General features: G+C 40.2%; 13 protein-coding genes. 1 reads left to right on the forward strand and 12 read right to left on the reverse strand.

Annotated elements, in window-relative coordinates:
• Positions 1–10: 10 nt before the first annotated feature.
• From D7Z94_RS21625 to D7Z94_RS21680, 12 genes are all read right to left on the reverse strand, one after another.
• Positions 11–3,211 (reverse strand): glycoside hydrolase family 2 TIM barrel-domain containing protein, encoded by a 3,201-nt coding sequence (locus D7Z94_RS21625; RefSeq protein ID WP_120713739.1) that lies wholly within the window; start codon positions 3,209–3,211, stop codon positions 11–13.
• 271 nt (positions 3,212–3,482) lie between these two features.
• A complete protein-coding gene (locus tag D7Z94_RS21630) occupies positions 3,483–6,281 on the reverse strand; it encodes a helix-turn-helix and ligand-binding sensor domain-containing protein (RefSeq protein ID WP_245967275.1) in 2,799 nt (932 codons plus the stop codon).
• Between the two features lie 355 nt (positions 6,282–6,636).
• A complete protein-coding gene (locus D7Z94_RS21635; RefSeq protein WP_120713740.1) occupies positions 6,637–7,095 on the reverse strand; it encodes a hypothetical protein in 459 nt (152 codons plus the stop codon).
• A 505-nt stretch (positions 7,096–7,600) separates the two neighbouring features.
• Entirely contained in the window at positions 7,601–8,674 is a 1,074-nt protein-coding gene (locus tag D7Z94_RS21640; RefSeq protein ID WP_211341837.1) for a Fic family protein, read from the reverse strand.
• A 225-nt stretch (positions 8,675–8,899) separates the two neighbouring features.
• On the reverse strand, positions 8,900–9,085 hold the full coding sequence (locus tag D7Z94_RS21645; RefSeq protein ID WP_120713742.1) for a hypothetical protein: 186 nt from the start codon (positions 9,083–9,085) through the stop codon (positions 8,900–8,902).
• Positions 9,086–9,394: 309 nt separating this feature from the next.
• Positions 9,395–10,408 (reverse strand): sugar kinase, encoded by a 1,014-nt coding sequence (locus tag D7Z94_RS21655; protein ID WP_245967276.1) that lies wholly within the window; start codon positions 10,406–10,408, stop codon positions 9,395–9,397.
• A 32-nt stretch (positions 10,409–10,440) separates the two neighbouring features.
• On the reverse strand, positions 10,441–12,753 hold the full coding sequence (locus tag D7Z94_RS21660; protein ID WP_120714040.1) for a chondroitinase-B domain-containing protein: 2,313 nt from the start codon (positions 12,751–12,753) through the stop codon (positions 10,441–10,443).
• A 10-nt stretch (positions 12,754–12,763) separates the two neighbouring features.
• A complete protein-coding gene (locus D7Z94_RS21665) occupies positions 12,764–13,027 on the reverse strand; it encodes a hypothetical protein (RefSeq protein WP_120713744.1) in 264 nt (87 codons plus the stop codon).
• Between the two features lie 15 nt (positions 13,028–13,042).
• Positions 13,043–13,222, reverse strand: coding sequence for a hypothetical protein (locus tag D7Z94_RS25555; protein ID WP_147415960.1), 180 nt, complete (start codon positions 13,220–13,222; stop codon positions 13,043–13,045).
• 159 nt (positions 13,223–13,381) lie between these two features.
• Positions 13,382–13,711, reverse strand: a complete 330-nt coding sequence (locus D7Z94_RS21670; RefSeq protein WP_120713745.1) for a hypothetical protein — start codon at positions 13,709–13,711, stop codon at positions 13,382–13,384.
• Between the two features lie 40 nt (positions 13,712–13,751).
• A complete protein-coding gene (locus D7Z94_RS21675) occupies positions 13,752–14,465 on the reverse strand; it encodes a ribonuclease activity regulator RraA (protein ID WP_120714041.1) in 714 nt (237 codons plus the stop codon).
• A gap of 11 nt (positions 14,466–14,476) precedes the next feature.
• Entirely contained in the window at positions 14,477–15,451 is a 975-nt protein-coding gene (locus D7Z94_RS21680) for a sugar phosphate isomerase/epimerase family protein (RefSeq protein ID WP_147415961.1), read from the reverse strand.
• Positions 15,452–15,554: 103 nt separating this feature from the next.
• Here D7Z94_RS21680 and D7Z94_RS26145 point away from each other — a divergent pair, with 103 nt between their 5' ends.
• Positions 15,555–17,579 carry a polysaccharide lyase family 7 protein gene (locus D7Z94_RS26145; RefSeq protein ID WP_120713747.1) on the forward strand — a complete coding sequence of 675 codons (2,025 nt, stop codon included), beginning with the start codon at positions 15,555–15,557 and terminating at the stop codon, positions 17,577–17,579.
• The last annotated feature ends 58 nt before the right edge of the window (positions 17,580–17,637 follow it).

Genomic DNA, 17,637 nt, shown 5'->3' on the forward strand with positions numbered 1-17,637 from the left:
TTCAATCTTTTTATTTCCCGATATTGATATGTATATATGTCATAATTTCCCATTCATTACCATTGTCAAAACCAACCGGACTTAAAATGGGCTCAGGAGGAAATGTATCAGTTAATACGGCGGTCGGTGCATAACGAGGGGAGAATTCATTTAATGATCGCCATATACCCCGTATACCTATTTGGGTACTGGGTAAAATAAACCAATCAGGTTTGCCTAAGGTGGTAGAGATATCCAACATCAACTGTACCGGGTATGTCAAGTTAAAATCCCTATGGTAGTCATAAGGCCCCCAATCGTTAATCTTTTGAGAGTACTGTAGTTTGTATTTTTTATAAAGTATGCGGACATCCCCGCCAAAACGCTTTATCAATCGATCACTATCGCCATTACCCTGTCCATTACCATAGTAGAAATTTCCAATGATTCCTAGATCCGCGCCTAGTTTGGAAACCATCCTGGAATGGACTTCCCATAAGTCCTCGGCAGGTGCCGAATTGGGAAAAGAAAAAATGGTCCGATCTGCCAAAAATCCAATATGGGCGTCCATAGTCGTGGGAAGGTGTCGATATACAAAGCCCAGGTTCATGGCAAACTTGGCATCTTCCGACCGGTCATTGTCCCACTCGTACATCCATGTACCCGGCGTGGGGTCATAGGTAAAAAGTATCTCCCCGGCAGTGGTCTCACGATTCCAACGTACGGCAAAAGGATCATCAATAATATTCCTTAATCGACCAGGAGCTTGTACATCTTGAGGTATAGCGTCCACCAATGGTTTTTGCCATAAGAAATTGGGTGCAATTTGAAAATTTCCAGTGGCCAAAGTAAATCCGGACAATACATTTACCTGATTACCGCTTCCGGTATCTTTTAGCTTCCATCCGGTAAAAGTCAATGTTTGATCAGCACCACCATTGGCAATCAAGCCCATAGCCGCAGCTTGGCCGTACCAATTGAATTTTCCGCCTTCATAGGTAAGTTTCACTTTACCACCCCAGTTATCACTTGCTTGAATCCTATCCTCAAAAACGGTATAGTTTCCGGGCGTGCCCCTCACATCTTGAAAAGCATTACCGTTCAATGGGCTTCCGGCCCAAATTCCGCCTAACATAACACCAAACTTGCCAAATTCTCTTTCTACGGCCAGTGTTGCCCTTTCCGTTGGCCATGGTGGAACCACACCACTTCGCAATTGATTTATATCCAGAACCCGTCGTCCATTTTCATCGAAAACTATGTTGGTTTCAAAATCCCTATGATAAATACCGGTAACGTCGAATTTTCCAATATGCCTTTTGTACTTAAAAAGCATTGTTGGGTTGGCGCCCCACCATAATTGAGGACCTATGGCCGCTTTTAAACCTTTTAGCACTCCTTTACCATCAACTTCGGCTCCTAATATTTCACCGTTATAGATATCCAGATTAGGACCGTAATTGGCTTCTGGATAGAGCCCAAAAAAATCACCCTCGTACCCCCAGTGATAATGGCCCGTCCGGTAGAACCCCCTTAAATCGAACTCTTTTGCGTTCCATTCAAATTCAGCTTGGTATACGCGTACCCTATTTACGTCCTGGACCACTACATTTCCTTGATCGGTATTCACCTCTATTGGACGGGAATTGTTCTCATAAAAAATTTCATTGATCGGATTCTGGGCTACATTTCCGACTATATTGAAATTTACCTCTGCCCGCATGTTGGAAGCGGGATTACCCTCTACCCCAAAAAAATAGGATTGCATATGATCAAACCCCAATTGATTTGGAAATGTATTGGGATCGTCCGGGTCGGCATTATCCGGCGTCGTTATTAGACTACCGCCGGTGCTGAACGTTGCAAGCCTTGCCGTAAGATTGCTTATACGAAGTAGTTTGCTTTGCTCTCCGCTTAACGCGGCCTTGTCGCCACGAGCCTTGAGCACGGCATCCATTAGTTGAATATTGTTAAAATAATTGTCTACAAAGTTTAGGTCCACACCTTCCCCATAAGGGTTCAATTGATGTGCTTCCTTCAATGCATAGTAGGCCGCCCGTGGATAGAGCTCGTAGAGGCCCCTGGGATCGGTAGCGCCTTTGGCACAAATTCCAAACCATTCCTCGTTCATGTTATTGGCTCCGGGAGCTGCCAAATCCCTGGCATATCCTCCATTGGACCATGAGGCATTGTTGTCATGGACATCTGCATTTTTTCGATCATCAAAACCGAACTTCCACCAGCCATCACTAAATTGAAATGTAAAACCTCCTACAGAATTATCGGCCTTGCCCAAACCAGCTGCATTCTCATAGATTTCCTTCCAATTGCCCACCATATAGTAGGCCTGTGAAAATTGGTCTTCCTTGTTTTCAACAGCATTGTAAGCATCTGCCCCAAATTCCGTAAACATGACCGGTTTATTAAGTTTTTCCTTTACCACTTGGAACATATCCCCAAAGGAAAGACCGCGATAGGTGTTTGTTCCGTATATATCAACATCTTTACATTCTTCGGCAACGATGTCGATAAACAAAACATCCCCATTGCATATGGCCACGGGATGTGATGGATCCATGGCCTTCATTTTTTTTGCCGCATCATTCATCAAACGATACATGGGCCTTCCCCTGCTTTCGCCTATGAATTGTATTCTTTCTTCATCATCCGGAAAATCTTCCGTCTCCGCTCCTGCCCAGAACAATCCATAGTTATTCTCATTCCCCAATAGGTAAAGTAGCAGGCCAGGGGTATCTTTATAACCTTTGACCAATTCCTCCATTTCGGACATCAAGAACTCCTGAGTCTTGGCATCGTCGTAAATGGTCACCGGAGTCCAGACACCGTCCAGCGTTAACCCATAGCGACCAAAGGAATGATTGAGCATGGTGTAGATACCATAGTTTTCGTAGATATATTTTATCCACCTTGCCGGAACTCCGGTGTACTGACGTATTACATTTACGCCCATGTTCTTTAATAGGGACATTTCCGTGTCCAATCCGGCTTTGATAATATCATCGGACTTTTTCCAGAATTCTGCGTTCACCGTATTGGTGCCGATAGGGATATAATCCCAGTTCATACCATTGATCATGAAGCTTTCGCCATCAACGACCAGTTTTGTTCCCTTTTCATCGCTTACTACAGCCACGTTGCTGGATTGCGCAAAAACCATCGCGGTAAAGAAGAAAAAGGTTAGTTTGAGTAATTTTTTATGAAGTGTATCCATAGAGCAATTTTTGATTCTCTAAACTTATTATCAAAAATTATGGATGCCATAATATTTACCCCTACAAAAAATATACATGGTAAAAAATGGAGCGAATTTCTATCAATATGACAGAAGGATGTGCTTTAATCGACCATTATTGCTGATATTTTGGCCAATTGTTAAAAAACTAGTTTTCATAGGATTACAAAAGGGAAAAAACGCTTTTGTATAGGTCATGTTGAGGCATAAACCAACCATGTTGAGGCAAAAACCCGAATTTTTGACCGGGTTAGAGCTCCAAGATATAGTTCACTAGATTGTCCTCATGCTGCAATCCTAGTTTTTTGCGAAGTCGGTAACGTTTAATTTCAACACTTCTAGGAGAAATATGTAGAAGCTGGGCTATCTCCTTGGAAGATAAATTTAAGCGTAGATACGCACACAATTTAAGATCGTTGGGTGTAAGGGACGGGTGTGCCGCTTTTACCTTCTTTAGGAATTCACTATCAGCATTATTAAATGCTTCTTGAAAAAGTTCCCAGTCATCATTTCCCCTCACACTTTTATCTATGATTTTTATAACGGGTTTCACAACCTCCTTATTCCCCATCGCATTCAATTCACTTTTTATGGTCGCAAGTAATTCATTTTTTTTGATGATGCTCATAGTGGAGACAGCCAATTCTTTACCCTTACTTTTATTTTCCAACTCCAACTGCTCATTTTTAATCTTAATAATTTCCTTTTCATTCCGAACCTGGGCCAACTCTAATTCCTTTTTATTTTTCTCGATAAGCTTTAGACGCTGTTTTTTGTAATACTGTTTGTACATATTGTGCATAAAGAACGAGAAAAGTAGTATTCCCAATATATAAATAGCAACCATTACATTGGATATGTACCAAGGTTTTGCAATCTGGAACGTATACGAGGCCATGTTGCTCGAAACTGAATTTCCTATCTTTCCCCGTACCTCAAATACATAATCCCCAAAAGGCAAGTTTTCATAAAACACCCCAGTGTTCGAAGACCAATCACTCCATTCATCATAAATTCCTTGTAAGCGATATTGGTACTGTGTCTTTACATATTTGTTGTATTCCGGGGCATAAAATAAAAACTCAAAGTTGTTCCTAGTACTACTAAAACTGCCTTTTAACCGGTGATCCGACAAATTTTGATCTATCCTATTTACCCCATTGGAAACGTTGGCCATATGTACTTGAAAATCTTTAACTTCTACTTCGTTGATATTCAATGTAATATAACCTGACGTTTTCCCTAGCAAATAGTTTCCGTTGTCATCGAGTTTTATAATGTTTTCGTATCCTAGGATGCCCTCCCTCATTTCCTTGGTGAGCGGTATATTTCTAATTTTCGGGGTATTTGTTAATCCTGTTGGGGTCACAAAACTTACATTGGATTTTGTGAAGACCCATAATCTATTATCCGCTTCATCTACAATTAGTTTTCCCGATTCATAGTCCCCCTCATCGTACAGGCCGCTTAGAAGGCTATCCTTGGTGAATTCCCCAGAGTGGGTATCGAATTTGAAAATCCCGTTTTTATAAGCATACAATACATCCCCATTGTACTTTACAAGACCCGAATTGGAACCTTTGATTGCCGTATCCTTTACCACGTTTTTTATTTCAAAGAAGGAATCATCCGCCTTTAATTTGAAAACTCCATTATACTCGTGATTTACGAAGATTTCATTCCCTAATGTCTCAAAATATCTGGACGAATTGTCAAACCCTCCTATTTTGTTTTTAAGTTGCCATGAGGTTCCCGATTTTTTTAATACATATAGACCATCATAGTTGCCTTGAAGCAATACATTTGGGTTGTCATTTAATGCAGCGATGTCCCATGTACCCTGAACATCGAATATTTTTTGAATTTGATCATCCTCAATGAGAAAAGTACCGGAGTTATGCCCACATAACAGTTTGGTATCAATTTTACGCAAACTCCACACTTGGCCTTGCGTACCCTCAATAAAGTTAAACCCATTACTACTATTTAATCGCTTGTAGAACAATCCTTGATTTGTGCCCAAATACAAGTTTTGGCCGTATACAGCAGCAGCGTAAACACTGCCTAAAATACCTTTGTAATCATTAAAGACTTTATAGGGCGACTTTCTATTTACATAGCTAATACCATGATCCAAACCTAGCCATAAGTTATGGTCCACATCCTCAAACAATGATAATACCGTGTTGTTGGATAGGCCATTGTCCTGGTCTATTTGAAAAACCAATTCTCCGGTTGCACTCAAATAAATAACGCCATTGGATATCGTACCCAATAGAAAACTATTATCCTTTAACCGAATACCGTCATACAAACTAAAGTTTGATAGAACTTCATTGGGATGCCTGTCAGATTGTACCAATACATCATCTTTCACAGTGTAGAAACCATTGTCCCTGGTAAGAATTAACAAATCCTTTTCACTTCCAAAAACATGAATTACCTCGTAATTTCTAAGTACTTCATCATCCAAAATCAAAAAGTCCTTCCCTAATCTAATTCTAAAGAGCCCCTCGCCCAGCCTTTGAAAATATACACTTTGTCCAACCTTGAACATTTTGGTAATCGTGCTAGTTGAATCGATAGTATTCACGGTCCCTTTACTAATATCATAGATGTAAATCCGTTTTAAGGATTGAAAAACCATATAGTCATCTACATGTAGAATATTCCAAAACTCTTCATCCTCGATAAGGTCCGTGTTAATTTTTTGAGATAGCGATGTATAATTTAGCGTACCCAGGTCGTTCTTTTTCCAGTACCCAAATTCCATAAAACAGCCTGTGTAAATTCGATCTCCCACTACCTTAACCGACCTCATGATCGTCTCGTTTGGTGAAGGGTAAAGCGTCCAGAGGGCCCCGTTGAATTCCAACAGACCTTTGCTGTTGGCAACGTAAATCAATTTATCCGAAGCCTGGGAAATGTCCCAATTTTGATTTTCACCATTATAATCCTTGGGATAAAAATTCTGAATTGGGGGAAGCTCTTGGGCAACTAATCCAAATAGGGCCAAGAAAAAAAGTAAGAAAGTATTCCTGAAACTCAAATCGTCAAAAATTTAAAATATAATATACCTCCTTTTTTTATAGAATGCTAAAATATAAGTTACACAATGACTATTGAAACATTCAAGGGGTGTTCGAAAGTAGGGCATACACTAACTATTTATGATAGTTATGGTAAACTACTGAAGAACATTAATAATGACTCAATTGGTTGGGATGAAATATAAAAATGTAAATATGCCATCGTCAGTCTATTGGTTCAATTTACAAATACAGAAGGTATTTCTAAAACTGGTTATTTAGACATAAAAAAACGATTCTTAGTTCATTGAATAAGTATCCATGGGTTTTAACTTAAACCGGATTGGACCAAATCAGTACAAAACAAGTTCTTAATTAATTTGTTCGGACGAAAGTAAAGCGCTGATTGATGATTTCCTTATTTCGTATATATACCTTGACCGTCGAACCATGTAGCCCAATCGGTGGATCCCAGGTATGCGAAAATTTTTGATCTATATAAGCAAATTCCTTGGGCCCGCCTTGTTTGACAAAATTTCTTGGCTGAACCCATCCATTGTTTACAGCCGCACTATCCGGTTCAACAACAATTCTCCACGACATAATTCGTCTGGGTCCAAACCAATTGCCCCAAAACCAACTTTCATCCTTTAATTCCATTTTTACTCGTATATCCCATGATTGCATATTACCCGCCAGGGTGCTGGGATTCGTTGTAATCTCAACGTTTCTAACCTCGATCCAATCCACCACCAGATCATGGATTATGGCAATGATTGTTGCTACAACTACGGTAATACCGAGTTTTACTAAAAAAGGGACTAGTATAACCATTTTTTTATATATGAAAATTGATTGTTAAAGTGCAGGCAAGTATTAAATATACAAAAAAACATGGAAGATTTGACCTTCTGCAACGTCTATACGGTTTACATTCAAACAATTAAGGGTAGATCATTGATAGTGGTTTTCCGTTGAAATCTGTTCTGGGCCTTTGCTTTGGATAGGCATACAAACCGGAGGTATATTGCAAGTATTGTCCAATACACGGTATGCAACTTTTACTCGGCGTTGAAAAGAGAGAGAGTAGGTTGCTATTTCCTTTGTGAAAACAAAGAAGTGATTTGTTGTTACAAATCACTTCTTGTTAAGTCGGGATGACGGAACTCATTCAATTCTGTCAAGTATTTTATTTTCAGTTAGTTAAACGTTTAAATCCTGAAAGAAATCCCTTTATGGACACCAACTTCGAAGAAGTAACCAAAGAACGTAGATTTTAAGTATTTTTCTTATACCGAAGAAAGCGAAAAAATCAACCTGATTTTCGTTGACATCACTTTTATTTTCTTAAGATGTCATATAGTTTCACGTTCAAGAACAGATTTTCGATGCCTACCTTTTCCTGTTTGAGAATTCCGATTTTTTCCAGTTCGTAGAGGTACTCGGCTGCAGTTTGCCGTTTGGCGATGTTCTGATCCACCAAGAATTTGACCTTGCAATAGGGTTGTTCAAAAAGAAGCTCTATAAGTTCCTTTGAATACACTCTTGTTGGCAACTTCTCTTTTGCATAGGATATAGTCTCATCCATCAAATGGTCAATGGCATTGATTTTTTCCAAGGTGTATATTGCGGTTTTTTCTATTGCCTTGAGCATGAAAAGAATCCATCCTTCCCAATCTTCTTTTTCGGTTACCGCTTTAAGTTTCTTATAGTAATCATTTTTGTTCTCAATAATGAATTTGCTCAAATACAATATAGGGGCATCTATTAAATTCTTTTCAACCAAATACAAAATATTTAGCACCCTTCCCGTTCTTCCGTTTCCATCAGGAAACGGATGTATGGCTTCGAACTGATAATGCATCACGGCCAATCGAATCAAATCGTCCAGACCATCCTCCGCATGGAGGAAGTCTTCTAAGTTTTTCAATAAATCCCGAATCAGTTTTTCTCCTTCCGGTGGGGTATAAATCGTTTTGCCATTGCTGGTTATTTTGGTGCCAGGAGTATTTCGTATACCAATATTGGTTTCCTTGATTGTTTGGACAATTGAGATAAAGGTGTTCGTGCTAAGAGGCTTTTTGTCCAGATTTCTATAACCTTCCCACAATGCGTGTCGATAGCGAAGTACCTCTTTTGTTTGAGCATCGACAGTATTGGTCTTTGCACTAAAGGCCTGAAACAAGCTATCTTGGGTAGTAACAATATTCTCAATCTCCGAGCTATCCTTTGCTTCTTGGAGGGTAATGGCATTGACCAGCCTGGATTGATTGGGAATCTCATCTGCTCGCCCTTTTAACTCCGCCAAGACCCTAGTAGCCTGAATGGTTTGTTTTAAGATTTTCTTTGCTTCCAAATCCTTTTTGGGAGGCAATAACGGCAATTCATTATATGGTTTCTTAGGATTATACATGATTTCGACACATTGGAATGGTTATGTTGAAGTCATCGACATAATTCAAATATATGTCGAAATTATGGACTATTATCGACATGTATGGATTATTGTTCATTCTGTTGATACTACTGGTAAGGAGCTTACCCCAAATCTTACCCTGAACTTTTCGCTCGGATCCTGTCCGGTTTTTGTAGTGTTCCGGTAGATAAACGTTAGGCAAAAACCAGATAGGGCGCAGCCCTACTTTTGATCTGGAACGCTGTCCCGCTTTCTGGCCCACTTTTGATAATCCTTGTAAATTATTGGGTGGTCATCGAAATAATCCTTTTCCCTGCCCAGACTTTCTTTTTCGATTTTCATTATCACGGCCTTCTTTTCGTTCAGAGCCACCAGCCAATCCGCGATATGGTCGATTATCTTTTTCAATGCTCCTAACTATTGATTTCAAGATACTTAAAAAGGATTTGTTGGTGTATTTGATTATCGATGGGATGCCGGATTATCTGGATGGATGTAAAAAAAATTGTGCGCAGGGAGAAGAAAGGTCAAGCGGCCTCTTCGCCGCTTGTGCTTTCTCGCAGCTCCAAGGGGGTCAGAAAACCCAGAGGGTTTTTCTATTTCCGCTGAGGCTTGGGAATAATATTATCAATAGTAAAGTCCTGAAAATAGATTGTAGTGCCTAAAAAGGTTGGTTTTAATGAATTATTCCAAAAACGGTTTAGATTCATGGAAAAGCTACCTTCTGATTGCACCTGAAGTATCCCCTTTCATTAAGCTTATCACGTTTTCCAAGGAAACCATATTCACGTCCCCAGGAACCGTATGTTTTAAAGCACAAGCCGCTGAGGCAAAGTTCAGGGCCTGTAGGTCATCATCATAATGCAATAACCCATAGATGAGACCGGACGCAAAGGCATCCCCGGTGCCAACCCGATCTATGACATGGGTAATGTTCAGCATTTTGGTTTTGATATACTCTTCCCCATTCCACATCTTACCTTGAATTTGCTGATGGGAAGCACTTAATGATTTCCTGGTTTTCCCTACTACTTTTTGAATTTTTGGAAAGGTGTCCATTAGCTGCTTGGCACCAACCCCGAATTTATCACCCGATTCGCCAAGGCCAAACATTTCACGTATTCCACGAGTGCTTGTTATCACTATATCACAATTTTGCACCAACTCCGGTATCACCTCCTGCATGGTCTTCCCATACTTCCACATATTATCACGAGAGTTTATATCACCTGAAACTTTAATGCCCATTTTCTTCGCTGTTTTAACGGCATCGAGACAGGTTTTTGCCGCTCCTTCCGAAATGGCAGGGGTTATGCCTGTCCAATGAAACCAATCGGCATCCTTGAGTACATTTTCCCAATCGATCATTTTAGGTTTGATCAACGAAAAAGAGGAACCTTCCCGTTCATATATCACTTCACTTGAACGGTGCACTGCCCCCTTCTCAAGAAAATACTTACCAATCATGTTATCGCCATAAATGACATGTTCGGTACTTAGCCAGTGCTTGCGCAAAAATTGGGTAGCGGCTTTTCCCAAGGCATTGTCAGGAAAACGGGTCACGTGGGCTGCTTTCATTCCGAGGTAGGCACATGAAATGGCCACGTTGGCCTCACCACCTCCGTAAACAAGGTCCAATGAGTTGGCCTGGGCAAATTTTTCGTATCCAGGCGGCGAAAGACGCATCATCACTTCGCCAAATGTGATTACTTTTTTAGGTATGGAGTTCATTTTGATTTTTTTTGACCGAAAAGATTGGTTTATCAATACATCAATTTTAATGGCAGGTTTTGTTCTACTATAATTTGGCCAGAATTTTTCAAGGTGTTATTGGATTCAGAGTTGTTCTTGGCACCCCATAAACGAGCTACCAATTTTACTTTGTTGTTCTGAAAAGTATTGTTTGAAATATCAACATTGATGATGCCGTAGGTATTTATCAAAATGCTATTCTTTTCGTCTGCTCCGCAATTTTTGAATGTAGAACCTTTGACAATCAAGTTGCCCCCAACAGTGGATTCATCATAACCACCGCGATAGTAATCGATAACATTTTGGTTCACGTTTTCAAATTGACAGTCAACAACATAAAGGTTTTCGGCATTATATTCGCCACGGTCGTCATCTTCTGAGGATAATTTCAATCCGTTCGTGCAGTTTTTTATAATCGTGGATTTAAACATTATAAACTCTGAGAACGAGTGCTTGTAGGCTTTCAGCACATATTCGAAGTCTGATATTTCAGAATCGATTACTTTCAAATTATAAAGACTGCTCATGTTTTCTTTGAGGCTGGCAAAAGCATAGTTTTCGCCCGAACCTACAAGTTTGACCGCCTTTAAGGTAAGCTCTCCTTTCGGATTCATTTTAAAGGCAGGAGTTCCGGCATTTCCAGAATATGTAATTAAAGATTTTTGTAACGTATCAGCCGATTGCAGGGTTAATTTTTTGACGATTGTAAGTGATGAATCTACTTCGTACCGATTTGAGGACAATTCTATAATATCCCCGTCATTGGAATTCGTAACTGCGTTAACCAATTCTTCAGATGTCTTCACAACATGGATTTTAGGTTCTGCTTCAGTAGGTATCGGGTCAAACCAATCTGGCCCATACAAAGACAGGTCCATAATATTGGGTGGTGTTGGATTGTTCCCATTTACGGCACCGATGGAGTTGGTTTCTGTTCTAGGCTTGCCAAAAATATCTTCTGAAATCTGTTCGAACTCGAACCCCTGATAGACTTCGATATCTGGAAAGCTTGATGCTGGTATCCAAATATTTTCTTCCAACTTGCTCATGGAGAAATCTATCTGTTTAAGGCCTTCTACGCCTTCAAAGTCCATCCCTTGATTGTTGATGACGTTATTTTTGAAAGTTATCCCATTTATGGAGTCGTAACGTACAATTGGAATTTCATCCCCTTCAGAATTATAAATGACATTGTTGGCTACAAGGGTTCGTATGGGTGTTTCTGACCTAATCTCGGATGGGGGGAGCACGTCTTTCTGATCAACATTTGAACCTACGCCAAATTGCCAAGGTGATTTGCAATCGACCCAAGTATTATAGGCCACTACCACATCAGTAACCTGAATGTACCTATTTATGGCAGACCGCCGAATACCATTCATTACAGCCAGGGGTGCCCTGAAAATCTCCCCTTGTAGGTTATAAAAATAGTTGTTGGTCACCCAGTGTCCCGTGCCTATGAGCCGTATGCCACCAATATGGGGTGAATTTTCATCACCGATAAAATAGTTGCCATCAACTGTACAATAATTTCCATGACGAGTGACCAAGGATCCCTCGCTTTTATAAAAAACATTGTTTCGAAATTCATTGAAGTTGCTTTTGCTCGAAATGATTTCCACTTCGCCATTACACTTTTCAAATAAATTATTGGCCACCAAGGTATTGCTTGGCGATATCGAGGTACTACTGTTACCAAGCTGTATCGTTTCGGCACTCGGTCCACCTTTGGGCGGTCTTGGGCCAAAGTGATTGTTGATGATTTTGTGGTGGTTTTTGATACTTTGATTCCCCTCGATATCCACTCTTATGGTTGGTCCCCTGTTTGATTTTCCTGCTAAATAGCAATGGTCTAACTGGTTGTGTCGACCTTTAAAGAATACCCAGAGGTCTTGCATATTTTTCTGGGGTTTATTGAAATCTTTTATCACGCAGTTTGTAACCCGGCTATGGTTTGCAAGCGTATCTTCATTGATAAAGAACTGAATAACAGATTGAGATGGCGAAGCGCCATTCTTAAAATGGAGTCCGTCTACTACAAGATGCTCACCTCCTAATTTCAAATCTGATCGCCCTTTTACTATTACTTCACCTGGGGTTTCGGCTCGAAGTGTTATGGGCTGGTATTCTGTTCCTTGGCCTACGAAACGAATCTGCACATCTTCCCATTGACCGTTGGCCATTATAATTTCGGTGCCAGATTCAGCATTTGAAATGGCCTCATTTAATTCATCGGCATTTGAGACCAAAACCTTATTGGTTTTTTTCGGCTCACAACTGGCAAGTACAATCAATATGGTTATTAGTATTGGCAAGTGTTTCATATCATTTATTTTAAGCTTCTTTCCAAAATTCTTGAATCGCATTCAAATCTTTTTTCATGGCATCAAAGACTACTTTTTTGTCTATCGTGATTTCTTTTCTGCCTTTTTCTACTCCGCCCAAAGGATATTCAAGGTGCAATGATGTAGGCGGTTTTAGACCGTAACCCTTTAGAATTTTAAAATAGTTTTTAAAATCCACCATACCCTCACCTATTGGTACGTTCACAATTTTCCACTGACCATCCATTTTTCCCCATTTGAAATCCTTAATCACGATGTTCTTTATAGATTAGTGCAATAAATGAAGTCCGTTTTTCCATGACTTTCCGGCTTCCACCATGACATGACGGATATCGTATAGCGTGCCGAAACAATCTGGGTCTGCGGTTTTGAGCAGTTGCTCTATTTCCCAATAAGATGCCCCGATTTTAGTTCCCGTATGATTTTTGATAGCAACCGATAATATCATTTTGCTTATTGGCTTCACTTAATTCTTTTATTTTTTGTTGATAGAAAGCCATTGACTCCTGCATCGACTTATTTTAAAAATAATTAAACCAATCACAGCGATAAAACTTTACGCCCCGTTCGGCAGCGGCCTCAATTATTTCACTGTTGTATGGTCCATTCACGTCATTAATGGCAAGGTTATCCGTTCACAGGAAGAACCAACCACTTTGATATCTGGGATAGCTTTGGGCAAATTGGTTTCAACATTTTCTGGTAGCACATGACCTTTGGGACGTTCCGTTAAATCCAATCCAGAAAATCCAAGTTCTTTTGAAATTTGTGCCGCTTCCTTTACATTTATAAAGTGCAGGTGTTTTGAGAAAAGATGCACCTCTAATGGCTCGTTCAACTCCTCTATACTAAAAAAGGACCATGGCGAAGTAGCCAAAGGTATCAACATTACGGTTGCCCCAACGTTCTTGATAAACTTTCGCCTACATATTGCCATTTTAATTAAGTTTTATTTATCACCGGTTCATTCTTAATGTTCAACTTTTCGTCGATGACCAATCCTCAAAATCCTCTAAAGTCTTTGGGTCTGTTGGCGGATAAAGACCAATTATGGTTTGTCCCTCATTTACTTTTTCCAGCACAAATTCCTCAAACAAAGTCATTTTAATGCATTCTTCTGCAACTTCCTCAGCCAAATGCACCGGAATCACCATTACCCCATCGTCATCACCAACAATAAAGTCTCCGGGAAACACTGCAACATTACCACACCCAATAGGTTCGTTAATGGTAATAGCTTGGTGCAAGGTTAGATTAGTGGGGGCAGATGGTCTTTGATGAAAAGAGGGAAAATCCAGATCAGCGATTTCAGCAGAATCGCGAAAACCTCCATCAGTAACAATCCCCGCCGCACCCCGCTTCAAAAGTCTTGTGACCAAAATGGAGCCTGCCGAAGCAGCCCTGGCATCTTTTCGACTGTCAATGACCAGAACAAAACCTTTTGGGCATTCTTCAACAGCAATGCGCTGTAAATGCTTAGGGTCTCTGAACACTTCTATAGGATTTAAGTCTTCGCGTGCAGGAATGTATCTAAGCGTATAGGCTTGCCCTACCATAGTTGTCTTGACCAGTCCGAGGGGTTTAACTTCTTGAATGTACTGGTTTCGCAACCCCAGTTTAAAAAGGCAGGTGGCAATGGTGGCCGTACTTACCTTTTTAAGTTTTTCTTTTGTAGGTATTTTTTTTTGCACTTTATATTCTATTATGGTTCTGCCCTTTTCCAAGTTTCCTTTAGAAATGTCAGATCTTTTTTTATCTGTCCGAAGACTTCTTTTTTATCCATGGTAATTTTTGGTGCTCCCTGTTCTGCTCCACCCAAATCATATTCCAAGTGTAGCGAAACGGGCACATTGATTTTATACTTTTTTAGAAGGGAAAAGTAGCGGTTAAAGTTTACCACACCTTCACCAAGAGGGGTGTTGACAGGGACTTTTTTACCATTTTTAATTCCCCATTTAAAATCTTTAATCACGATACTATTGATATACGGTCGTACCTGTTCGAAACCAATTTCCCAATTATCACCATCTATCACCATGGCATGTCGTATATCATATTGACTACCCATGTATTTGGTAGTGGTCATTTTTAGAAGTTGGTAGATATACGAAATCGGTAATCCCAGAGTACTGCCTACATGATTTTGATACCCACCATGCAAACCAAGTTCTTCGCTAATATTTTCTAACGAGCCAAAAACCTTTGAATGCTCTTCTATTTGCTCGGAAAAATCTTTATCGTGGCTATATTTCAACCAACCCGCGCGATAGTGGGTAATTCCTAGGTTACGGGCAATTTTCAGTACATTCTTACTTTCAGAATGCCTGGTATCGGTTATGTTGGTTGTGATTATCCTAGATTGTAATCCAAAGCATTTCATGGCAGCGACTGCATGTGGCAGGTCATCCGTTGCCCTTTCAGGTAAGACGTGCCCCTCGGGACGTACCGTCAAATCCAATCCCTCAAAACCCAGATTGGCAGCGGCTTCCGACATATCATTGTAATTCAGAAATTGTAGGTGCTTCGAAAATAAATGTACTTCGATGTCATTGGTAGTAGATGCCTTGGGCGTATAATTAAGAATGTTGCCTAAACTCATAAGTGGAATGACTCCCAGTGCCGTTGCTGAGAGCCTTGAAAAATCTCTCCTCGAAAGGTATTCTATATCTTTTTCCATTTTGATTTGGATTTTCAGATTATTCCATGTTTTTGCCTTAAAAATTTGCAAGTGTTGCAAATATATGTATTTTTGGTGAACCAATCTGGTAAACCAATTTAAAATGAACAAATTATTTTCCTTTTTATTTTGCAGCTTTCTTTTACTGGTTGCAGCCTGTAAAAACCAAAAAAGTGGTTCTCACAAAGCTGAAACAGGAATTAAGGCAAACGATGTGATTCCTTTTTTCCAACACTGGAATTTGATTTTAGGTGACGGTTCAAATGTTGGATCGGCAACTAACTTTGAGAACAAGGATTTCTTTTATACAGCGAGTGATGACAATGGAGATTGGGTAGTTTTTAAAACACCAAATGCCGGGAGTACCCATGGTACTTCCAACAATACAAGAACCGAACTGGCCCAATTGAAAAAATGGTCGCCCATGACCCATAATAAAATGAACGCCACCCTGAAGGTGATGAATGTGTCGACCACAGGCGATGCACGGGTGGCGGCAACATACTCGGTCGTCGTCGGTCAGATTCATAGTGCCGATGGTCATGAGAACGAACCACTTAAGATTTTTTATAAAAAATTTCCCGGGCATACTAAAGGTTCCGTGTTTTGGCATTATGAAATCAATACTGTAGGTGATGATAACTCAAAAAGATGGGATTATTCCCATCCGGTTTGGGGCTATGATTTTTCTGTTGTTGGTGCTGATGAAAACACCTATCCCCCAGAACCGGAAGATGGGGTTGCCCTAGGTGAGGAGTTCAGCTATGAGGTGGAAGTTAAAGATGGAATGATGTACCTGACATTTACGAGCGCAGGGCATGAGACCAAAATATTTACCAAAAACCTTATCGCTTCCGAATATGTGGAACGCTCAGCTATACCGGAACAAACCCAAAATTTGTTCTTTCCGATTGCTCAGGATGGCGTGGAGCGCAAAAATGCGTATGCCGATGAGGGGCTCTTTTTTAAGTTAGGAACTTATAACCAAACGAACGGAAAAGACCCCAAAATAAACAAAGTCTGGTGTTCTGGTGCAGAAACCCATGGTGGTGACATTCAAAAACAATATTCAGATGGAAACTATGCTGAGGTATGGTTTAAATCGGCGAGCATTGAGATTAGCGATGATGCCATATCAAATGCTGGATATTTTGAGGCCAATGATGGGCTAAGTTCAAAACCAGTTTACCCAAGCCAGGTAATTCCTTTTATGGATAAATTTAAAATATTGTTGGGAAATGGGACTACTGTAGAAAATCTTATCGACTACGAACACGAGGAATTTTTCTACACCGTAATCGATGGTACTCGGCGATGGGTAGTCTACAAAACACCAAATTCCGGTGTCACATCTAAAAACTCGAGCAATACACGAACCGAGCTGCACGAAAAACGAGAGTGGACACCTGAACAAGGAGGGAAACTAACAGGCACCTGCAAAGTAATGCAAGTTTCCGTTTCTGGAGATGCAAGGGTCCCCGCCTCTTACTCGGTGGTGATAGGGCAAATTCATAGTGGTGAAGGTCATGAAAATGAGCCGCTCAAAATATTTTACAAGAAATTTCCAGGACATGATAAAGGATCTGTATTCTGGAATTATGAAATTAATACCGCCGGTGATGATAATTCCGGTCGATGGGATTTCTCGACCGCGGTATGGGGGTATGATATGTCCGTTACAAGTACGAGAAAAGATGAGGTACCTGCCGAACCTGTGGACGGAATTGAACTAGGTGAAGAATTCAGTTATGAAATAAACGTATATGATGGCATCATGTACCTCACTTTTAAAAGTGATAGTCACAAAACAAAGACATTTACGAAAAATCTCGTTGCGTCCGAATATGTAAATAAATCGGACCTGCCTGAACAGGTAAACAAATTATTTGTGCCAATAGGACGGGATGGTACGGAAAGACCCACGGCCTACAAAGGGGAGCGAGGGTATTTCAAACAAGGAGTCTATAACCAAACTAACGGTAAAGGCCCTGAAACAAATAGGGTTTGGAACGCAGGGGCAGAAACCTATGGGGGTGATATTGCCAAACAATACGAAAATGGCTGCTATACAGAAGTGTGGTTTAGAGAAGCAACAGTCGGTTCGGGTACATCACCCGATATAAATTAAAAATTAACAACAAGAACCATGATTTATTCGGTTCCTATTATTTCAAATCAGACAAAAA

This window comes from Ulvibacterium marinum (assembly GCF_003626755.1).
Lineage (GTDB): Bacteria > Bacteroidota > Bacteroidia > Flavobacteriales > Flavobacteriaceae > Ulvibacterium > Ulvibacterium marinum.

Bases quoted from the DNA above. Each gene is read 5' to 3' on its own strand.
- D7Z94_RS21625 (WP_120713739.1), bottom strand. From the start codon at position 3,211: ATGGATACACTTCATAAAAAATTACTCAAACTAACCTTTTTCTTCTTT.
- D7Z94_RS21635 (WP_120713740.1), bottom strand. From the start codon at position 7,095: ATGGTTATACTAGTCCCTTTTTTAGTAAAACTCGGTATTACCGTAGTT.
- D7Z94_RS21640 (WP_211341837.1), bottom strand. From the start codon at position 8,674: ATGTATAATCCTAAGAAACCATATAATGAATTGCCGTTATTGCCTCCC.
- D7Z94_RS21655 (WP_245967276.1), bottom strand. From the start codon at position 10,408: ATGAACTCCATACCTAAAAAAGTAATCACATTTGGCGAAGTGATGATG.
- D7Z94_RS21660 (WP_120714040.1), bottom strand. From the start codon at position 12,753: ATGAAACACTTGCCAATACTAATAACCATATTGATTGTACTTGCCAGT.
- D7Z94_RS25555 (WP_147415960.1), bottom strand. From the start codon at position 13,222: ATGATATTATCGGTTGCTATCAAAAATCATACGGGAACTAAAATCGGG.
- D7Z94_RS21670 (WP_120713745.1), bottom strand. From the start codon at position 13,711: ATGGCAATATGTAGGCGAAAGTTTATCAAGAACGTTGGGGCAACCGTA.
- D7Z94_RS21680 (WP_147415961.1), bottom strand. From the start codon at position 15,451: ATGGAAAAAGATATAGAATACCTTTCGAGGAGAGATTTTTCAAGGCTC.
- D7Z94_RS26145 (WP_120713747.1), top strand. From the start codon at position 15,555: ATGAACAAATTATTTTCCTTTTTATTTTGCAGCTTTCTTTTACTGGTT.